Source organism: Wolbachia endosymbiont (group B) of Villa cingulata (assembly GCF_964028285.1).
In the GTDB taxonomy this organism is placed as follows: domain Bacteria; phylum Pseudomonadota; class Alphaproteobacteria; order Rickettsiales; family Anaplasmataceae; genus Wolbachia.
In genome coordinates this window covers 497,910-516,512 of sequence record NZ_OZ034766.1, presented here as the reverse complement: position 1 = coordinate 516,512, position 18,603 = coordinate 497,910, and the positions used below count along the sequence as shown (strand labels likewise).

The following is an 18,603-nucleotide window of genomic DNA, read 5'->3' as shown; positions in this document are numbered from 1 at the left end:
TATCAGTTAATTCATTCCCGTCAGATTAAGTTGTGTTTAGCACAATTTGTTCCACTGTTCTTCATCTAAAACTTCCACACCCAATTCCATTGCTTTTTTATATTTTGAACCTGGATCTTCTCCTGCAATTAAATAGTCAGTTTTAGTAGAAAGGCTTGAACTGATCTTTGCCCCTAAAACTTTAGCTCTTACTTTTGCCTCCCCTCTGCTCATAGCACGTAGCTTACCAGTAAACACTATAATTTTGTTATTCAAAAAAGAATCGCTAGAGTTGGAGCTCACGGGAAGAATTTGCAGATATGCAGTAAGGTCATTTAACATTTTAATGTTACGTTCCTGAGAAAAAAACGATTTTAAAGATTCAGCTACTTTTTCTCCTATACCATCTATACCTACCAACTCAACATCATTTGATGACATCGAATTATACCAGTTACCATAAGATACATAATAATTTGCGAGCAATTCTGCTGCAACTTGGCCGATAAATCTGATACCCAAAGAAAATATGAACCTATCTAGAGTGATTACTCTTCTGTTTTGTATAGCACTTAATAGATTAGCTATTGACTTCTCGCCCCAACCATGATGCTCTTTTAAGGAAAACTCTTTTAATCTTTCCTCTAAAATAAAAATGTCTGGAATTTGTCTTATTAGGCTAAGATCATAAAAAAACTTTATTTGTTTTTCACCAAGGCCAACAATGTCAAATGCATCTTTTGACACAAAATGTTTTAGTTTTTCTACTATTTGAGCCTTGCAATTAAATTCTTCAGGACATCTTACTGCCACTCCTTCAATCTGCACTTTACTACCACATTCAGGACATATGTCAGGAAAAACAAATTCAGGCATATTTGTATGACGAGAACCTTCATCTACTTTGACAATTTGAGGAATTACATCCCCAGCCCTTTTAATTGTTACAACATCTCCCTCTCTTATATCTTTACGTTTTATCTCATCTTGGTTATGTAGACTTGCTCTGCTAACTAATACTCCACCAATATTGACTGGTACTAAATCTGCAACTGGAGTTAAAACCCCCGTTCTACCCACCTGTATAAATATTTTATTTAACTTTGTCTTCGCATAAATCGCAGAAAACTTATATGCAAGTGCTGAGCGTGGCGCTTTGTGTGTACTTCCAAGACGACTTTGTAGCACCAAATCATTCACTTTATAGACTATACCATCGATATCATAATCCAAGTCATAACGACAATCATAGATCTCGTTATAGAACTTTAGCATTCCATTCAAACTACTTGTTAAGGAACGATGCTCATTTACGCAAAAACCAAATTTCTCAAGCTTTTCTAGTATCTCACTTTGACTTTTCTCTATTCCACCAATTAAAGAATAAGCAAAATATCTAAGAGGCCTTTTTGCTGTAATGTTCGCATTCAATTGCTTTAAAGAACCAGCAGCTGCATTTCGAGGATTAGCGAATTCATTATTTTCATTTAACTTTAAAAAGTCGCTGTTACTGATATATATTTCACCCCTTACTTCTAGTCTTCCTTGCACATCTTGTAAAAACTTAGGAAAGTCTTTTATTGTTGCAACATTGTGAGTAACATCCTCTCCTACAAAACCGTCACCTCGAGTTGCAGCTTTAACAAATTTCCCATCTTCATAAATTGCAGAAAATGACAATCCATCAATTTTTGGCTCACATAGTATTTCTATTTCATCTGCAATTAAAAATCTCTTTATTTTAGACAAAAATTTTTCTACACCTTGCTCATCATAAGCATTCTCAAGAGAAAGCATAGGTTCGTGATGTTCCACCTTAGAAAATCTCTCATCAGGCGGAGCACCAACACTATCTTGTGTTTCATAAGCTTCTGGCTCTATTGCAGCTAACTTTTTTTTCAGTTCATCATATTCAGCATCACTTATCTCTGGCTTACTTTTTTGATAATATAAGATATTATGATAATTAATTTGATTTTGCAGTTTTTCTCTCATCTTTTCCAAGTCAGTCATGATACCAATATAATGCTCTTTGTCGTCAAGTCATGAATTTTTTCAAAAGGTACTATAAATTTATACTACTGCCCTGAAAAACTATACTAATATTAATATAATTTTTGTACTTGTATATTAATGTTAGTATAGTTTTTAAATTAAGGAGTACATTATGAAAGAATACAATTACAAAAATTTGGCTGACGAATCAAACTTCGGCTCTCAAGTGTATCGTGCAGGAATGTTTGATAAAATTCTTGGTATAAGCAAAACAGCAAAAGAAGCTGCGAATCAAGTAATATCCCAAATGGGTAACGATTTAAAACTAGAAGCTAGAAAAGCAGCTCAAGATGAAGTAAAAAAAATAGAAGGAAAAATGCTAACTTTAGCTGAAGAGAAAGCTAACAAAATAGCTACCGAAAAAGCTAATCAAATAGAAAAAAAAATATCGACTTCAATTGATAAGACAGTAAAGTCAGTAGAAGCAAATGCTGAAAAAGCAGTGAAAAAAGTAGGACCAGAAGTTGCAGATCTGCTAAAGCCAGAAATAAAAACTCAGGTAGAAGAAGCAGTAAAAAAATACACTGAAGAAAAAATTGAAAGCCTTATAAAACCTGAAATCACAGACAAAATAGCCGATATTGTCACTGCACAAAGTAAAGAAGTAAGTAAACTTTTAGAAGATGAAATGAATAAATTAATCGAAGATGCACATAAAAATTTGAATGGGAAAATAGATCAGATTAAATGTGAACTTACAGAAATAAAATCTAATATCTTAGAAGCTAGTGCAAAAAGTTTTCTTGAGAGCGCAAAATTATTGTCTTTTGCTGCACAAGATGAAACATGTACAAACCAAGATTTAGTGTATTTCTAATCACAGCAGGGTTTTTATATTAAGGTTTTTATGGGTTTTTTAACCCATAAAAACCTTAGGATAAATGAAGAGAAAAGTATCTGTTAAGTTGCATAGCTACTGTGCAAAATATTGAAGCAAAAAGGTTTCATCCCAGTGCTCAGACACTGGGATCCATTGTTCCTTTCTGGATTACAGCGTCACGCGCTGGAATGACACCTATTTGTTTTTAGTACTTCCTTTCCTGTCATTCAATTAGCCTTTTCTTTTCATTCCAGTGCCCAGACACTGGTGCTCACAAGCAAACTAATCATAGGAGGTATTATAATAAAAACAACGTTTGCAATGAAACTACATAAAGCAAGTGTCACAAACCGGAATGACACCTATTATTGTTTTTACTTTATATCTTTATTTGTCTATCTTATTTTACCATTCTGTTGAACGAATACAGGAAAATAAACTGTAATATCTAACTTTGATGCAAAAAGATCAACATATAACACGTAAAAGTTACTGAATCACTTTAGCCATATATAGAATTATTTTGTTAAATATTCTCTACTCCCAGGTTTCATTATGGGTAATTGTTTTAATTCACTTGGCAGTTCTTCCTCGCTATAGTTTTTGATATTTAGTTCAATCAAAGATATGATAGGAAAAGGTAGTTTTGTTTCACTATTTCTCTTGATCAAAGAAGCTCCAGCAACAACTTTACCTCCCTTCTCTTCTGCACATTTTACTGCTTCAAGTGAAGATTTACCTGTGGTAATCACATCTTCAATTAGTAATATCTTCTCACCTTGTTTAATCTCAAATCCACGGCGTAATTCAAATTTACCATTAACACGTTCGCAAAATATTGTTCGGATTCCAAGCTGTCTACCAATCTCATAACCCACGATTATTCCACCAATTGCAGGAGATAGTATTAAATCTATGGGTTCAATAAGCTCTTTTCTTATTTTATTCGCCAATAGCTCACAAACGTTCATTGCTCTGCTTGGATTTTCAAAAATTTTAGCGCATTGTATGTAAGTGTTGCTGTGCAGCCCTGACGAGAGTACAAAATGTCCGTGCAAAATCGCACCAGCCTCTTCAAATTCTTTTATTATTGTATTATCTAATATCATTCTTGAGTTTTAAATTCTTTATTAATTATCTGTGTTATACAGATATCAGACCACACATTTATTGCAGTTTCAAACATATCAATGATTGTATAAATAGGCAAAATCAATCCCATAATGTACAAAGGAACATTCATTGATACCAAATAACTAGTTGCCATAAAATAGCACCCCATCGGCACTCCAGCGTTACCAATTGCAGCTCCTGTAGCTAAAAAAATCCATATGAACATCTCACTTAAGGAAAATGTGTGCCCATTCATCTCTGCAACAAACATCACTGTGATTAAAATAAATGCAGCACACGCATTCATATTGACTGTTGTGCATATTGGTAGAATAAAAGATGACAATTTCTTTGGTACCTTTAGCTGATTTTGCACACATTCTATAGTTGTAGGCAGCGTTGCACTGGATGATTTAGAAAAAAATGCAAGTGTAAGTGCTGGCATAACACCTTTCATCGTTTGAATTGGTGATATACCTTTATGCCACATGAGTAGTGGCAAAATCACAAATGCTTGCACGAAATTTGCAGACATTATGCAAGCAAAATACCAAAAAAGACTATGGAATTCGCTGCCACCTTTTAACTCGTATAAAAAACATGTGATAAAAGACCATACAACAAGAGGAATAAACTTTAATAACCCTTGAGCAATTCTAAGAAGTGTATCAAATAGTGCAGAAAATATTTGGTGTAATATATCTTGTTTTTCTTTTGAGAGCGAAATAATAGCTCCACCCATCAAAAAAGCAATCAATATGCTGCCAATAACGTTATTTTCAAGAAAAACTTGCACAAAATTTGATGGAATGAGTGATTTTAAGTATGAAAAGTAATTGTGGTTGCTGTCACTCACACTTTCTATTGTGTTACTTATGAAATTTTTTCTTACTGGATCTATAAATAAATAGAAAGATAGCGCAACAAATGCAGCTATAATGGTTGTAAGCAGCGTATAAAACAGCGTCTTCTTAAGTAATACTTTAATTTCAATTGAGTCTTTAAGCCCTGAAATTGTGGACACGATAGATAGAAAAACCAAAGGTAAACTGATTAATTTCAACAAACTGATGAATATATCACTAAATAGCTTTGCTACTTCAAATATCACTTCATTATTTAAATAGTAAGCGACAACTGCAAATAGTATAGAAAAGAATATTGCAAGTTTGCGCATTGAAAATAAAACCTCAAAATGATATTATACAATAATTTTTGGAATTAAGTTAAGATAATCAGCAGCAGCTATCTACCTAACACTCTTATCTCCCACTCAAGTTCAATGTTAAATTTATCTTTTACTGCATCTTTTACTCTGTTGCCAAGGTTTTCTAAGTCGAATGCAGTTGCGTTATTGTAATTGAGCAGAAAATTACAATGTTTCTTAGAAATTTTAGCTCTACCGTTACTTAATCCTCGGCAGCCAGACTCATCAATCAGTTTCCATGCCTTGCAGCCTATTGGATTTTTGAATATACAACCAGCAGTTTTTCCTCTTACTGGTTGACTTTTATTTTTTTTATCAATAACTTCTTTCAATCTTTGCAATATAAGCTCATACTCTGAACTTACTCCTTTAAATTCAGCTTCAATAAAAATCCACCTGCCTTTTAGACTATGTCCACGATAAAAATATCCCATTTCTTCACTGGAAAATTCATATAAATTTCCATCTTCTAGATTCACTGCCCTTATAAACTTTACAACACTCGCAATATCACTACCATATGCACCTGCATTCATCTCTATCCCACCGCCAACTGTTCCTGGAATTCCAGCAAGAAACTCAAGCCCACTAATTTGCTGTTCCCCGGCAAAGTATGCAAGGTTACTAAGCAATGCAGCACCACCTGCAACAATGGAGTTATTATCTTTACATTTTATATATGCAAATTCCTTGCCTAATTTCACCGTTATTCCTCGAATGCCACTATCTTGCACTATTATGTTAGATGTTGCACCGATAATGCTAATTGGTAACTCAGTATCTTTTATCAAGCACATTAGATCTTCAACGTCACGTGGTTTAAATAGTACATCAGCTTGGCCACCAACATTTAACCAAGTCATTTTAGACATTGAAACATTATAACGGTAGATTCCACATACTTTAGGTAAGCTTATAAGCATTTTGATTTTAACTCTAATCCTGCATCCATACCCATTTTTTCTGCATCTTCTACAAACGAAGTGCGTTCAGTAAAGTATATAACTCTCTCGCCCGCTAACATACAATAAAGATGTAGCATGTTTTCACTCACATATTCTGCTAAAGCTGCAAGCGGTGTAAAGCATGAACCATTTACTGTCTTCATGAAACTGCGCTCTGATTTTGCCCTTATAAAAGACATATTATTATTAATTTTCTCTAAAAGATCGATAACTTTTATATCATTCTTTCGGCATTGAATGCAAATTGCCCCCTGCCCTACTGCGCTTAACATGACTTTTGGTGGCAATACCTCTGTAATTAAGTGATATTTTTTTAATCTTATCAGCCCTGCTTCAGCTAAAATCATTCCATCAAAATTCTGATTTTGCAGTCTAGTTGTCACATTTCCACGCAGTGGCACTACATTTAAGTCTGGCCTGAGATTTAACAGCTGAACTTTTCTTCTTATTGAAGAAGTTGCAATTGTAGCCTGCTGTGGCAAAGTTTTTAGGCTCTTATATTTATGAGAAATAAATACATCACATGGACTTAGCCTCTCTAAAACACAAGGAATTGTTAAGTCCTTCGAGAAAAACGCAGGTACATCTTTTAGCGAATGAACCGCCATATCTATATTATTTTTGAGTAATTCAGCCTCAATCTCCCTGAGGAACAGTCCTTTACCTCCTATTTCAGCAAGGGTTACATTAGCATATTTATCACCAGAAGTTTTGATTTTAATGATCTCAACGGATAGATTAGGAAAAGACTCTAATAATCTTTGTTTTGCTTCCAAAGCTTGGATGATCGCAAGGTCGCTTCCTCTCGTACCTATTTTAACTAGCATATATCCTTCATATTATATGTCTATATTCTATGTCCATTTTTTATTATCTCCAGTTTAGTTATTGAATACTTTATAATTAGTGCATAGTATCACGAACATTTAGTAATCGACGAGTATGTATGTTTGATATTTTAAAAGATTCTAATGGCAGATTTAATAAAAAGAATATTTTACCTCTTGTAGGTGCCACTGTCGCTATTATTCTAACAGCATTAAGTGCAGTAGTAGCAATTCCCAGATTTTCCTCTCACCCCTCTCTATCTAGTCCTCTCGGTTGGAAAGATTTAAGTTATAATAAATTTCTTGCTAATCACATACCACTTAGCATAGTTATTTTCTTAACACTTGGTTTATGCACTTACCTTGCAATTGACAAAATTAGACAAAACAAACAGAGAATCTGAGAGCCAACTCTGAACCTAATACATGTGTTTATACTGCTTCAATAAATGATGTTCTAGAAGAACAAAATCAATTATAGAGATATTGGTTCTAGGCTTGTTTTTTATCTTTCACGGACCTTTTCATTTAGGTGCTTGTGATTAGCAACCATTCAGTTTACACTGTACCTAAGTATAGTTTAAATTTATGCTAAACAAGCTCACAGTTAAATCTCTTTCAGTATTGCTAATTTTTTTGCTATCTTTATATATAATACTGCCAAACTTCTTTGATAATAAGTTTCTCACCTCAAAAAAGAGGATAAATCTAGGGCTCGACCTGAAAGGTGGATCATCTATACTCCTGAACGTAGACTTAGATTTTTACTTCAAAGAGAAACTAAGCATGCTAACCGATGAAATAAAAGAAGGTCTGTTAACACAAAAGATTGAATTTAGCGCAAAAAACGATAAACAAGTGGTTGTAACTTTAAATAATATTGATGATTACAAAAAAGTTTCAACGTTAATACATAAAATAAACCCAAATTTAGAATTGAGTAGAAAAAATACTGCAATTTTCATTTCATATAAACCGCATTATAAGAATTCATTAATCAATGAAGTAGTTTCAGAGTCAATAGTTAATGTTCAAAGACGCTTAGATAAGCTTGGTACTAAGGAAGTAAGTGTGCAAAAACAAGGACAAAATAAGATATTAGTCCAAGTTCCTGGAGTAGAAGACACTCAGCAGATAAAATCTCTGCTTGGCAAAACAGCCAAGCTGGCCTTCCATTTGGCAAACACCAATGTAGCTAAAATGCAAGATATCGATCATGACACTACGATTATGCTCAAGGATTCTTTGGGTAATTCCTACCCGATATTCCGCAAAACTGAAATAGGCGGTGATTCATTAGTTAACGCATCAGTTAGATTTGGCAATTTAGGTAAACCAACAGTACATTTCAAATTCGACAGCATAGCAAGCAAAAAATTTGCAAAAATTACTAAAGAAAATGTAGGAAAGCCTTTTGCAATTGTTTTAGATAACACAGTCTTAACTGTACCAACAATACGTGAACCTATTCTAAATGGAGAGGGAGAAATTAGCGGTAATTTCACTGAAAAACAAGCGAGTGAACTTGCAATACTTTTAAAATCAGGTGCACTACCTGCACCACTTAAAATAATTGAAGAAAAAAACATTGGTCCAAGCCTTGGAGAAGAGTCAATAAAAGCAGGAGAAATTGCAGCAATAATCTCTATCATAGCCGTTGGTTTATCTATAATCATTACTTACGGCAAATTAGGCTTGTTAGCGTCTGTTGCACTCGTTTTTAATGTAATCTCTATACTACTCATTCTTACCTTACTTGAAGCAACTCTTACTCTCCCTGGAATTGCTGGAATTGCACTAACTGTTGGCATGTCGGTGGATGCAAATGTTTTAATATTTGAACGCATCCGCGAAGAAATAAGAGCAGGAAAAAGAACAGCTCGTGCCATTGAAGAAGGGTTTAAAAATGCAATAAAAACAATTCTTGATTCAAATCTCACTACACTGATTGCTGCAGGAATAATGTTCATTATTGGTAGCGGAGCAATTAGAGGGTTTTCTGTCACTTTATCGATAGGAGTTTTATGCTCGATGTTTTCTGCAATTATAGTCACAAAACTTCTGATAGAATTGTGCATCAACCCACAAAAGCTAGCACTTTAGTATCTGTTCAGCAGAGTGACAAAATAAGATAGACGAGAAAAGACAACTAAATGGTTGTCATGCAAGTAGCTATCCAGTCTTTTCGTCGTCAAAAACGTTGTAACATGCTTACCAATTTAGTGAGCATAAAACCAATATATTTTGTGGAGGAAAAGGAAAAAAGAAACAGAAACCATCTTCAGGCTATCACAAAGGATACGGCCATAAGATTAAAGATATGGATAGATTTATCAAATTTCTGGATGGAAATCAGGATATTAGAATTGAAAAGATATTATTACTAAAAATTAAACATCAAACCAACTTCAATATTATGAGTGGATATATCATCTGCAATAGGTGTTGGAATATTAAAGTAACGATAGCCAAGAAAGGTTTTAACTTCTGGAATTACTGAGTAATCAACACCAAGCTTTATTTGATAAACAAGCCAAGGAACATTCAGTGGCATTAAATTTTTAGATGATTTATCAATCCTTTTTAATCTAAAAACTGTTGATCCTATACCAAGACCAATATACGGAGCAAATTGAGTATTTTGAACATTAGGGTTATAGTAAAAATTTAATAAGAATGCAGATACACTTGCTGATTTATCAAATACCGGAGGAGAGTTACTATCTTCAATATTGACTTTAGAATACATGGTCTCAAAATCAACTCGGCCATTTTCTCCAGCATAGTAACCTACAGATATGCTGCTAAGCCACTGAAAATCAATTTTACCGTTAAATTTTTTTATGTTTTTAATTTCATCTCCTAAGAATAGGTCTAAAAGAAAACCACCATAACGGCCCTCAGCTAAAGCAAGAACTCTTTTTCCTATTGCACGTATACCCTGCACAAATACTTCTGAGCTATCAGAATATATCTTACCACCATTAGCACTAACATAGAAATCAAGTTTTTTTGATTTTTCCTTTGTAGGTTCAGCTTGATCTGCAATACTTGGCCACATATTTTTCTGATTAGCTACTTGGAAAACAGAAGGTGAACTACTTTCAAGTTCTTGACATTTTATTGGCACTTCTTTTTCAGTAACTTCTTCAGAATGTATCACACTTTCATTATTGTCCGTTTCTAATTTTAAGGGCTGCACTTGCTCAATGTGTGTATTGTTACTGATATAAGTAATAAAAAAATAGACACACGGAATGAAGATGAAAAATAAAGCAATAGATATTCTAATTATCATAAATGAATTATCACTTATAGTATAACTACTATATCATATATTCCTTTAATGTACAAAAATTAAGAAATAATATTTCCAATTAAACAATTATTTTCTATTCCTTTAACATGAGCTTTCACAATACTTTTAGCTTGAACTCTTGATGTAAGTTTTATTAATGCAAAATTTTCTGTTCTACCAATATTATTCTGCTCAACCAAAACGCTTTGCTCAGTGCCGAGCAAAGATTGATAAAAACTGCTCATCATTTCTTTATTTATTTCTCTTAGATGCTTTACTCGTTCTTTACGTACATTCTCTGGTATTTGTGGCATCCGTGCAGCAGGTGTGTTTTTCCGCTCTGAATATGGAAAAGCATGTAGGTAAACTATATTTGTTTTTTTCAGTAAATCAACTGTATCCTGAAACATTTCATCAGTTTCTGTTGGAAATCCAGCAATAATATCAGCGCCAAATGCTATATTAGGCCTCAAGCTCTTCATTTTATGACAAAATTCTATTACTTGTTCTCTGTTGTGACGACGTTTCATTCTCTTTAGTATTAAATTATTACCAGACTGTAGACTCAAGTGTAAGTGAGGCATAAGTCTTGACTCATTAGCTATTAAATCCATTAGTTCATCATCAACTTCAGCAACATCAATAGAGGAAAGTCTTAGTCTCTTTAACTGTGGTATATCCTTTAAAACTCTTCTAATCATTGAACTGAGTGATTGCTTACCAAACAAATCTGTACCAAAGTCAGTAATATCAACACCTGTAAACATCACTTCTTGATACCCATTTTCTATAAAAATCTTAATTTGCTCTATAATATTGTTTACTGGCACAGATCGATTATTTCCTCTTGCCTCAGTAATTGAGCAAAATGTACAACTATGATTACAACCATTTTGAATTTCAATAAATGCCCTTGATTTATCTTCAAATCCATTAATGAGAATAGGTTCTACTTGGTTATCACTGACTAAGATTTCATCATTATTTAGTAGATAATTTTCAGCTCTTAGCTTGTCTTGATTACCTAGCACTTTACTTACACCAGGAATATCACTATATGATTTAGGATCTAATTGAACGGCACAGCCAACTACGATAATTTCTTTACTTGGGTCGTTTTTATAGATCTTACGTATTTTTTGCTTCACTTGGCGTTCTGCTTCGTTTGTCACTGCACAGCTATGCACTACAACAACATTTTCTCTCTTTGCTTTTTTTAATGCTTCTTTGATTAACTCACTCTCGTAGAAATTTAGACGACAACCAAATGTTATTACTTCATTCATGCTTTTGCTTTAATAGATCTAAATTATATCAAATATCCAAGCAAAATGACTATTTTTTTGGTAGATATTATAATTTAAACATAACCTCTAGAGTTGAAAATCACAGGAAGAATTTGTAGATATACAGTAAGATCATTTAACATTTTGGTATTAGATTTCTTGCATAACTGGAATTCAAAGAGTTCCAGCGCGTGACGCTGGAATGGCTTTGTTGCATAGGTCAAATAAAAAGAACTGGCAGTTACTGACAAAATTCACTATAAGACAAGCATTTAACCTACTAAAGAAAAATATGCCACAAAAAATGAGAGTCAGTAACTGCCATGAATATAACAAATTTCTCCAAGAGAGGGGAAATATTTTTTATTACGTCAATGATGCCATAGAAAATTGGTACGAAAAAGGTCCAAAAATGGCTGGTGGCAACTATATTTATAGCGATAAGGTCGTGATTCTGGTTCACATAATAACTTGTTTATTTAGAATAGGTCTGAGACAAACAGCGGGATTTATAGCAGGGTACCTTGAGCAAGTAAGGAAAAACTTGCAAGTTATTAGCTATTCCCAGGCCTCAAGAAGGCTTAAAAAACTTAACATCAAAATTAATGATCGAAGACATGATAAAAATAATACAGAAGATATTGAGATTGCCATAGATAGTACTGGAATAAGCATCTACAATAATATTCCAGGTCATAGCAAGGCAAATGGTACAGATAGAAAGTATCGCCGCTATGAGCAAACAAGAAAACTGCATGTAATGCTAGAGATAGGTAGCAAAAAAGTTATAGCAGCAAAATACAGTGGCGGAGTTTATTCTGACCACTATGGAGCATGTGATCTTATTGCAAGGATTGATGTTAAATATAATATAAGCACACTATATGCAGACAGGGCATATAATCGAAAGAAGTTATACAAACTGTGCGATGAGCTTGACATAAAGACAAGGATTCCTCCGCAAAATAATGCAGTAGAGCATCCAAAGTTGGATTATATGGATGAGAGAAATTCTACAATCAAGCTCATAAAGTCATATGATGAAGATGGTATGAAGAGGTGGAAAAAAGAGATAAATTATGGGAAGAGATCTTATATAGAAAGTTTTTTCTCGCGACTGAAGCAAACATTTGGGTTTAGTTTTAGAAACAAATCTGAGGTTAATCGTGAGAGAGAACTGCTACTCAAGTGTTATTTGCTTAACAAATTTACTGATATAGGCATGGCTAAATTTGAGATAGCTTCATGAATTTATTCCACGTTACCTACTATCCGAAGAGTGATGCAACAAAGCCCGCTGGAATCAAGATTTTCTTATTGGATACCAAGCTGGCTGGTTATGCAAGAAATCTATTATATTCCATAAAAAAAGCTTAATGCCAATGATGTTAACCTCAAGCGAATATAAACCAAAAAACATTTTGCTAAACCTTGAAGCTCTACCATGCAAATTCATCTATATCATTTGGTACATAAGTGTCAGAATAAGCTTCATCCAAACTTTCTGCTTTCCATGGAAGCCATGAAGAAGGTTTTATCTTCTCTAAAACTTTACCTGGTATTGATGTTATCTCTTGCTTTACGTCTTCTTTTAATTTTTCTATTTGTAACCGAGCAAAATCTTCCACGCGAACCATGAGTTTATCTGTTAGCTCTTTTATCATGTCTTGATTTTGTTCTGCAACTTTCTTTGTAATAGGTACGACAATTTTACTTATAATCTCCGTTCCTAATGGAACAACGATTTGCTTTGCAACCTGATCACTAACAGGTTTAATAAGGTAATCTGCTATACTCTTTGCTGTATCTCCAGTCAGATTTGTTATTTTTTTTAAACTATCACCAATAATACCATAGTTTTTTTGGTACATCATATCTTCATCAGCAACTTCATATCTTCCTAAATCATCATACATTCCCATTTCTTGGTGAGACAATCCATTTGCATCAGATACATATCCGTATTTATTAAGTGAATTAGAATTAGACCGCATAACATTCTCTTAATTATTTATATATGCCTATTTCAGTATGAAACAACTAACAAAACATTAACTTTGAAGAACTCTTCTCAATTAATACATCAATAAAGGTAAGACCATATAATTTTCTCCTTTCTTGATACTATTCTCCTCCGAACTTAGTTCACACAGTTATTCAGACACTTCTGAATTTACCACCCCCAATTCCACTGCTTTTTTATATTTTGACTAGGTCTTCTCCTACAATTAGATAATCAGTACTCTTATCTGAAATGTACCATATAACTACACCAAGCTACAAATATGACACAAGAGTTTAGATTATTTTAGTTATTCTCTTGTATAAGATACTCTTTATATCAAAAAGAGGACCATATGAGTGAAGCAACTTTTTCTGAAAAAAATCAGCTTTCTAGAGAAGACATAGCAGAGTTAACAGAACTTATGTGTCTTGAACGAAGTGAAGTAAGTGAAAGTGGAACAGGGCTATTAGAACTTATAGCTGAACAGGAGCAAATACTTGAGGATTTAGGAATAGAATCAAAAGAGCTTTTATGTTCTCAGCATACAGGAATGTATGAGAACCTTAGTCAGCCCTATTCTACGGATCTCGAGGTTTTATAGCAGATATATAGATTATCATTATTATTGATACCTGCTCAAGAGTTGCTATGGCAAACAGACAAAACTGCAATTACTGCCGCTAATCTTTTTAATATACCTTTCTTTGATGGTGCTATTATCGCGCATTTCGACTGATATGGGCTATGATAAACCAGAAAATCACAGCTATATTTAGGAATTGAGACAAGGCCTCATTTAGGTAAATATTGCTATGCAGACTTTTCTTGATAGCAAGCATATTGCTTTTTAGAAAAATATTAGTAGCATCAAACATAGAGATTGATATTAGTTTTTCTGTCAGATTAAGTTGCGTCTAGTACAACTGACTATGCAAATAAGCTAACAGAACTTGAGATATTTTAATTGTTAGTTTTAGGGTGTATTTTCGTGTTCATTGCTATGAATGGGCAGAGCTACCTCTTCGAGGTAGCTCATCGGATCACCTAAATCATGCTCTATTTCTACTTCAAACTTGAACCCTAACTTCTCGCAGAATTTATAGAAATATTCTTTAATAATATCAAATAAACTTATGCCATCAGTTTTATAATCTCTCAATTTTCGAGGTACAGTAAGTGACAATTTGCCATCTTGATATACTACATCATCTTTCCCATCTTGATACTGAAGTGTGAATTTGATTGAACTTTGTATAGTAGCTATAGCTGCATCTTTTGAGTTTTCATATTCCTTTGTCTTGTTAGGGTCTAATACAGATATAGACATTTTAGATTCAATTTTTGTATAACTTGATTCAGTGCAATTAATATTTATTGTTTTCTTGAGAACCCCAGTTACGAGGTTGTGGCTTGCCAACTCAGGTGTATCAACATGAAAAGATAAATTACCATCATAACCAAGTTGGTTACAACTGGTGATTAACTCTTCCAAAATAGGATCACTTGGAACTTTTGCTGCAGCATATTTGAACATTTCCCTGAAAACTTCTTTTGCAATTAGGCGATAATTATTGTTTTTATCTCCTTTTTTTGGTAATAGATGAGTGTACCCTTTACCTAGATTGTAAAACCTTTCAAACTCCTCTTTATATTGGTCGGTTTTTTTATTGCCAGGTATCTCTTGCTTTTTATAATGTCTATCCCAAACTTCATCAAAATTATGTTGATCTACTCCATCTATCAATGCACCAATTAAAATTTCGTCTAGACTTTTGCTGTTAATAACAAACCTCATTCTTCGAAAATCGTCATACATCTGTTTTCCAGTAGTTGCTAACTTGTTGTTTTTGTCAGCCCTTAACCTGCTAAAATCAAACTTTTCCGCTTGAGCCTTTAGCGTAACTACTGGATTTCCCTTTTTTTCCTGTATAGAGTTGTTCATTGTTAATACTTTGATATGAATTGCTGATAGTATAATAATACATAAAAATAGTTAATATGTCAATAATATACTTAACATAGACAGTCATAATAGGGTGACAGGATTTTAGTAAGGCTCTATTATGAATAAACGGTTTTACACAGTATGAATGTTGATGAGCAGTCAAGTGTGCTGACTTTTCTAAATAGTAAAATTGAGAATATACCAAGGTTTCATTCCGCAATATTGCCTAAACTTTGCGGCGGAGACAGAGTAATGGACTTGCTGTTTTATAGGCCGCTCAGTTATGTGGATAGAAGTAAATCACTACCTGATGCTCAAGTGGGAGAATTTACAACTTTTATGGCAAAAGTGTATGAGCACCAGCGCCCCACTGTTAGAGGTAGGCCATATAAAATAATCGTTGAAAGTGAAAGTCAGTATTTATTTATAGTTTTTTTTAATTACTCAGTTAAATATTTGTATAAATTATTTCCAGTTGGAACAGATATAGTAATCAGTGGTAAACTTGAAAAGTTTGCCGAACATTGGCAAATTACTCACCCAGATTACATGTTGTCTGATATCAATCTATTTAAAGAAATAGCCTGCATAGAGCCAGTTTACCAATTATGTCGCGGTATTACTAACAAGAGCATTAGAAACATAATAAGTTCTAATCTAAAAGATTTGCCTGATTTGCCAGAGTGGATAGATGAAACATTAATCAAGCAAAAGAAATGGCTGAATTGGAAAGAAAGCATCATAAGATTGCACGGACCGAGCTCACTCGCAGAAGCAGAAGTTTGCAGAGAAAGACTTGCTTATGATGAGCTATTTGCGTACCAGTTGGCACTAAAGCTTGCAAGGGAAAATCATGTAAAAAAAGAGGGAAAAGAATTTATAATATTGAGTAAATACAAAGAGCAGGTCTTAAATGAATTACCGTTCCAATTAACAAATGATCAAATTCGAGCGATAGATGAAATCTCAGAAAGACAAAAATCCAGATACCGCATGGTAAGTCTGCTGCAAGGTGACGTTGGGAGTGGCAAAACTGTAGTTGCACTCTTTGCGATGCTGAATGTGGTAGAAAATAACATGCAAGCAGCTCTAATGGCACCAACTACTATCTTGGCTGAGCAACATTATAATTGGATCGAAGAAGCTCTATCTTGTACTGATATAAAAGTTGCTTTGCTTACCGGTAAAACTGCGCGCAAGGAAAGAAAGATTATTATGAACGAACTTGCAAGTGGTATTTTAAATATAGTAATTGGTACTCATGCATTATTTCAAGCCGACGTTACATTTAAAAATTTAGGACTCGCAGTCATAGACGAACAACAGCGATTTGGAGTGATACAGAGGAATCGGTTGGTAGGAAAAGGAGAAAATACCGATATACTTTTTGTTACTGCAACTCCCATTCCAAGAACCTTGCAGCAAGCTATGTATGGTGATGTTGAATGTTCTATTTTAAGGGAAAAACCAAAATCTAGATTGCCAATAAAAACCGTTATTATGAACGTTAAAAAAGTATCAGATATTATTCAAAGACTGAAAGATGCTATAAATAGAGGCGAAAAAGCATATTGGATTTGTCCATATATAGAAGAAAACGAAGAACTCAATATTGCCGCAGCAGAAATGCGCTTTCAGGAACTACAAAAGACATTTTTTGATAGAGTTGGAATAATACACGGAAAACTAACTCAAGAGCAGAAAGATCAAGTGATGTTTTCCTTCAAGAGGAATGAATTTTCTCTGCTTGTTGCAACTACTGTGATAGAAGTTGGCATAGATGTACCAGATGCAACTATTATGATTATAGAGAATGCAGAGCAGTTCGGGTTATCGCAATTACATCAGTTAAGAGGTAGAGTAGGACGAGGAAATAAACCGTCTTTTTGTGTACTGTTATATGACAATCTCAGTAAAAGTTCGTATTCAAAGTTAAAGATTATGTGTGAGTCACAAGATGGATTTTATATTGCTGAAAAGGATATGATGCTGAGGGGTAGCGGAGATATTCTAGGCACAAAACAATCAGGGTGCATGGAGTTTAAATTTGCTGATTTATATGAGGACAGAGAATTGCTCAACCTTGCATATAATAGTGCAAAAGGTACAATAGCTAATTTTGAATTACTGCTTGATATATTTGAATATAGAAGTAGACTACATTTTTCAAAATTTCAGTAATCTTCCAAGCCATAACCTTCATGAGTAGAAATTCCTTGACAGACGGGAGTATTTAACAAACCATATGCGTCAAGTTAAGGAAAAATAAGAGTGAAGAAGAAGTTTTTACCATAAGAATAAATTGTGCAGAGTTAATAGCAGGCCCTGTAAACAAAATGTTAGCAGGTCAAATTAATCAAGGGCAGGAAGTATAAAAATGGAAAAAAAGCGGTAACTTAGCCTAATGACAATAAATATATATAGAAGGTACCGTTTTAAAGAGCACAAAAGGAATACACAGTAAAAGCGAGAAGAAGTTGAGAATATGTATGGAAGCAGTGTGGAGAAGTGGCTGCCAATGATCAAAAATTTACCACAATTACAGAAGTATACACAAGAGGTTTAAAAGGTGATGCAAAAAGGGAATTTTGGCAAAATGACTTAAGTATGCACAACAAGATCCAGATTTGCATAATTGATGATCAGATGTCATTCATGCTCAGCCTATATATAGAAAAAATTCTCAAGCTCAAGAGGGCTTAGGGTGGAACTAAAATTCATGGACTTGTTGACGCACGTAATTAATTTCTTTTTTTTAAGTTAATTAATGTTAACAAGCCACGTCTGCCTGTAATCATGTTAATACCAAAATATAATGTAAGAGAAGAAATGGGCAGTGCTATGGTTAAATACAACAATTTTTGTTTCTTTCTAACCATGCTTCCATATGAAAAACATATGACATAAAAAGGAAAACAAAAAGCTAAGAACCTTGACGCGCTTTACATCTTGGCTTTACCTTATTTATAATATAAACCTTACCACCCCTTTTCACAACTTTACAATTTTTATCTCTGTTACGATGAGATTTTAGTGACCCTTTAACTTTCATATCTACAGTAAGAATAGAATTACCTTACATTATGATCACTGACAGAGAGTT

General features: G+C 33.7%; 17 protein-coding genes. 7 read left to right on the top strand and 10 right to left on the bottom strand.

Features of this window, described 5'->3' with window-relative positions; genetic code table 11:
• Positions 1 to 36: 36 nt before the first annotated feature.
• Complete coding sequence (gene ligA, locus ABWU52_RS02660) at positions 37 to 1,992, bottom strand: NAD-dependent DNA ligase LigA (protein WP_353277457.1); 1,956 nt, start codon at positions 1,990 to 1,992, stop codon at positions 37 to 39.
• Between the two features lie 154 nt (positions 1,993 to 2,146).
• Between ligA and ABWU52_RS02655 the strand changes: the two genes are divergently transcribed.
• Complete coding sequence (locus ABWU52_RS02655; RefSeq protein ID WP_353277455.1) at positions 2,147 to 2,851, top strand: hypothetical protein; 705 nt, start codon at positions 2,147 to 2,149, stop codon at positions 2,849 to 2,851.
• Positions 2,852 to 3,372: 521 nt separating this feature from the next.
• On the opposite strand, the gene pyrE is transcribed toward ABWU52_RS02655, so the two are convergent.
• From pyrE to hemC, 4 genes are all read right to left on the bottom strand, one after another.
• Positions 3,373 to 3,963 (bottom strand): orotate phosphoribosyltransferase, encoded by a 591-nt coding sequence (gene pyrE, locus ABWU52_RS02650; RefSeq protein WP_211908390.1) that lies wholly within the window; start codon positions 3,961 to 3,963, stop codon positions 3,373 to 3,375.
• A complete protein-coding gene (locus ABWU52_RS02645; protein WP_353277453.1) occupies positions 3,960 to 5,144 on the bottom strand; it encodes a dicarboxylate/amino acid:cation symporter in 1,185 nt (394 codons plus the stop codon). Before ABWU52_RS02645 ends, pyrE begins: the two co-directional genes overlap by 4 nt.
• A gap of 68 nt (positions 5,145 to 5,212) precedes the next feature.
• Positions 5,213 to 6,097, bottom strand: a complete 885-nt coding sequence (gene murB / locus ABWU52_RS02640) for a UDP-N-acetylmuramate dehydrogenase (protein ID WP_353277451.1) — start codon at positions 6,095 to 6,097, stop codon at positions 5,213 to 5,215.
• The gene (gene hemC, locus ABWU52_RS02635) at positions 6,088 to 6,966 is read right to left on the bottom strand and encodes a hydroxymethylbilane synthase (RefSeq protein ID WP_264683152.1); all 879 of its coding nucleotides are present in this window, start codon (positions 6,964 to 6,966) and stop codon (positions 6,088 to 6,090) included. The genes murB and hemC overlap by 10 nt, the downstream gene beginning before the upstream one ends.
• Positions 6,967 to 7,085: 119 nt before the next feature.
• Between hemC and ABWU52_RS02630 the strand changes: the two genes are divergently transcribed.
• Entirely contained in the window at positions 7,086 to 7,370 is a 285-nt protein-coding gene (locus tag ABWU52_RS02630) for a hypothetical protein (RefSeq protein WP_246433229.1), read from the top strand.
• Between the two features lie 184 nt (positions 7,371 to 7,554).
• On the top strand, positions 7,555 to 9,069 hold the full coding sequence (gene secD / locus ABWU52_RS02625) for a protein translocase subunit SecD (protein WP_353277449.1): 1,515 nt from the start codon (positions 7,555 to 7,557) through the stop codon (positions 9,067 to 9,069).
• Positions 9,070 to 9,349: 280 nt separating this feature from the next.
• On the opposite strand, the gene ABWU52_RS02620 is transcribed toward secD, so the two are convergent.
• Positions 9,350 to 10,264, bottom strand: coding sequence for an outer membrane protein (locus ABWU52_RS02620; protein ID WP_353277447.1), 915 nt, complete (start codon positions 10,262 to 10,264; stop codon positions 9,350 to 9,352).
• Positions 10,265 to 10,323: 59 nt separating this feature from the next.
• A complete protein-coding gene (gene mtaB / locus ABWU52_RS02615) occupies positions 10,324 to 11,550 on the bottom strand; it encodes a tRNA (N(6)-L-threonylcarbamoyladenosine(37)-C(2))-methylthiotransferase MtaB (protein ID WP_353277446.1) in 1,227 nt (408 codons plus the stop codon).
• A gap of 211 nt (positions 11,551 to 11,761) precedes the next feature.
• Between mtaB and ABWU52_RS02610 the strand changes: the two genes are divergently transcribed.
• Positions 11,762 to 12,799, top strand: a complete 1,038-nt coding sequence (locus ABWU52_RS02610; protein ID WP_353276237.1) for an IS5 family transposase — start codon at positions 11,762 to 11,764, stop codon at positions 12,797 to 12,799.
• Between the two features lie 190 nt (positions 12,800 to 12,989).
• Here the strand turns inward: ABWU52_RS02610 and ABWU52_RS02605 are convergent, their stop codons facing one another.
• Positions 12,990 to 13,544, bottom strand: a complete 555-nt coding sequence (locus tag ABWU52_RS02605; protein ID WP_264704278.1) for a hypothetical protein — start codon at positions 13,542 to 13,544, stop codon at positions 12,990 to 12,992.
• Between the two features lie 363 nt (positions 13,545 to 13,907).
• On the opposite strand from ABWU52_RS02605, the gene ABWU52_RS02600 reads away from it, so the two are divergent.
• Positions 13,908 to 14,156, top strand: a complete 249-nt coding sequence (locus ABWU52_RS02600) for a hypothetical protein (RefSeq protein ID WP_007301923.1) — start codon at positions 13,908 to 13,910, stop codon at positions 14,154 to 14,156.
• A gap of 372 nt (positions 14,157 to 14,528) precedes the next feature.
• Here ABWU52_RS02600 and ABWU52_RS02595 read toward each other — a convergent pair whose 3' ends face one another.
• Complete coding sequence (locus tag ABWU52_RS02595) at positions 14,529 to 15,497, bottom strand: hypothetical protein (RefSeq protein ID WP_353277444.1); 969 nt, start codon at positions 15,495 to 15,497, stop codon at positions 14,529 to 14,531.
• 144 nt (positions 15,498 to 15,641) lie between these two features.
• Between ABWU52_RS02595 and recG the strand changes: the two genes are divergently transcribed.
• Both recG and ABWU52_RS02585 read left to right on the top strand, forming a co-directional pair.
• Positions 15,642 to 17,681 (top strand): ATP-dependent DNA helicase RecG, encoded by a 2,040-nt coding sequence (gene recG / locus ABWU52_RS02590; protein ID WP_353277442.1) that lies wholly within the window; start codon positions 15,642 to 15,644, stop codon positions 17,679 to 17,681.
• A 327-nt stretch (positions 17,682 to 18,008) separates the two neighbouring features.
• A complete protein-coding gene (locus ABWU52_RS02585) occupies positions 18,009 to 18,203 on the top strand; it encodes a hypothetical protein (protein WP_010402151.1) in 195 nt (64 codons plus the stop codon).
• 220 nt (positions 18,204 to 18,423) lie between these two features.
• On the opposite strand, the gene ykgO is transcribed toward ABWU52_RS02585, so the two are convergent.
• Complete coding sequence (gene ykgO / locus ABWU52_RS02580; protein ID WP_006015378.1) at positions 18,424 to 18,552, bottom strand: type B 50S ribosomal protein L36; 129 nt, start codon at positions 18,550 to 18,552, stop codon at positions 18,424 to 18,426.
• Positions 18,553 to 18,603 lie beyond the last annotated feature (51 nt).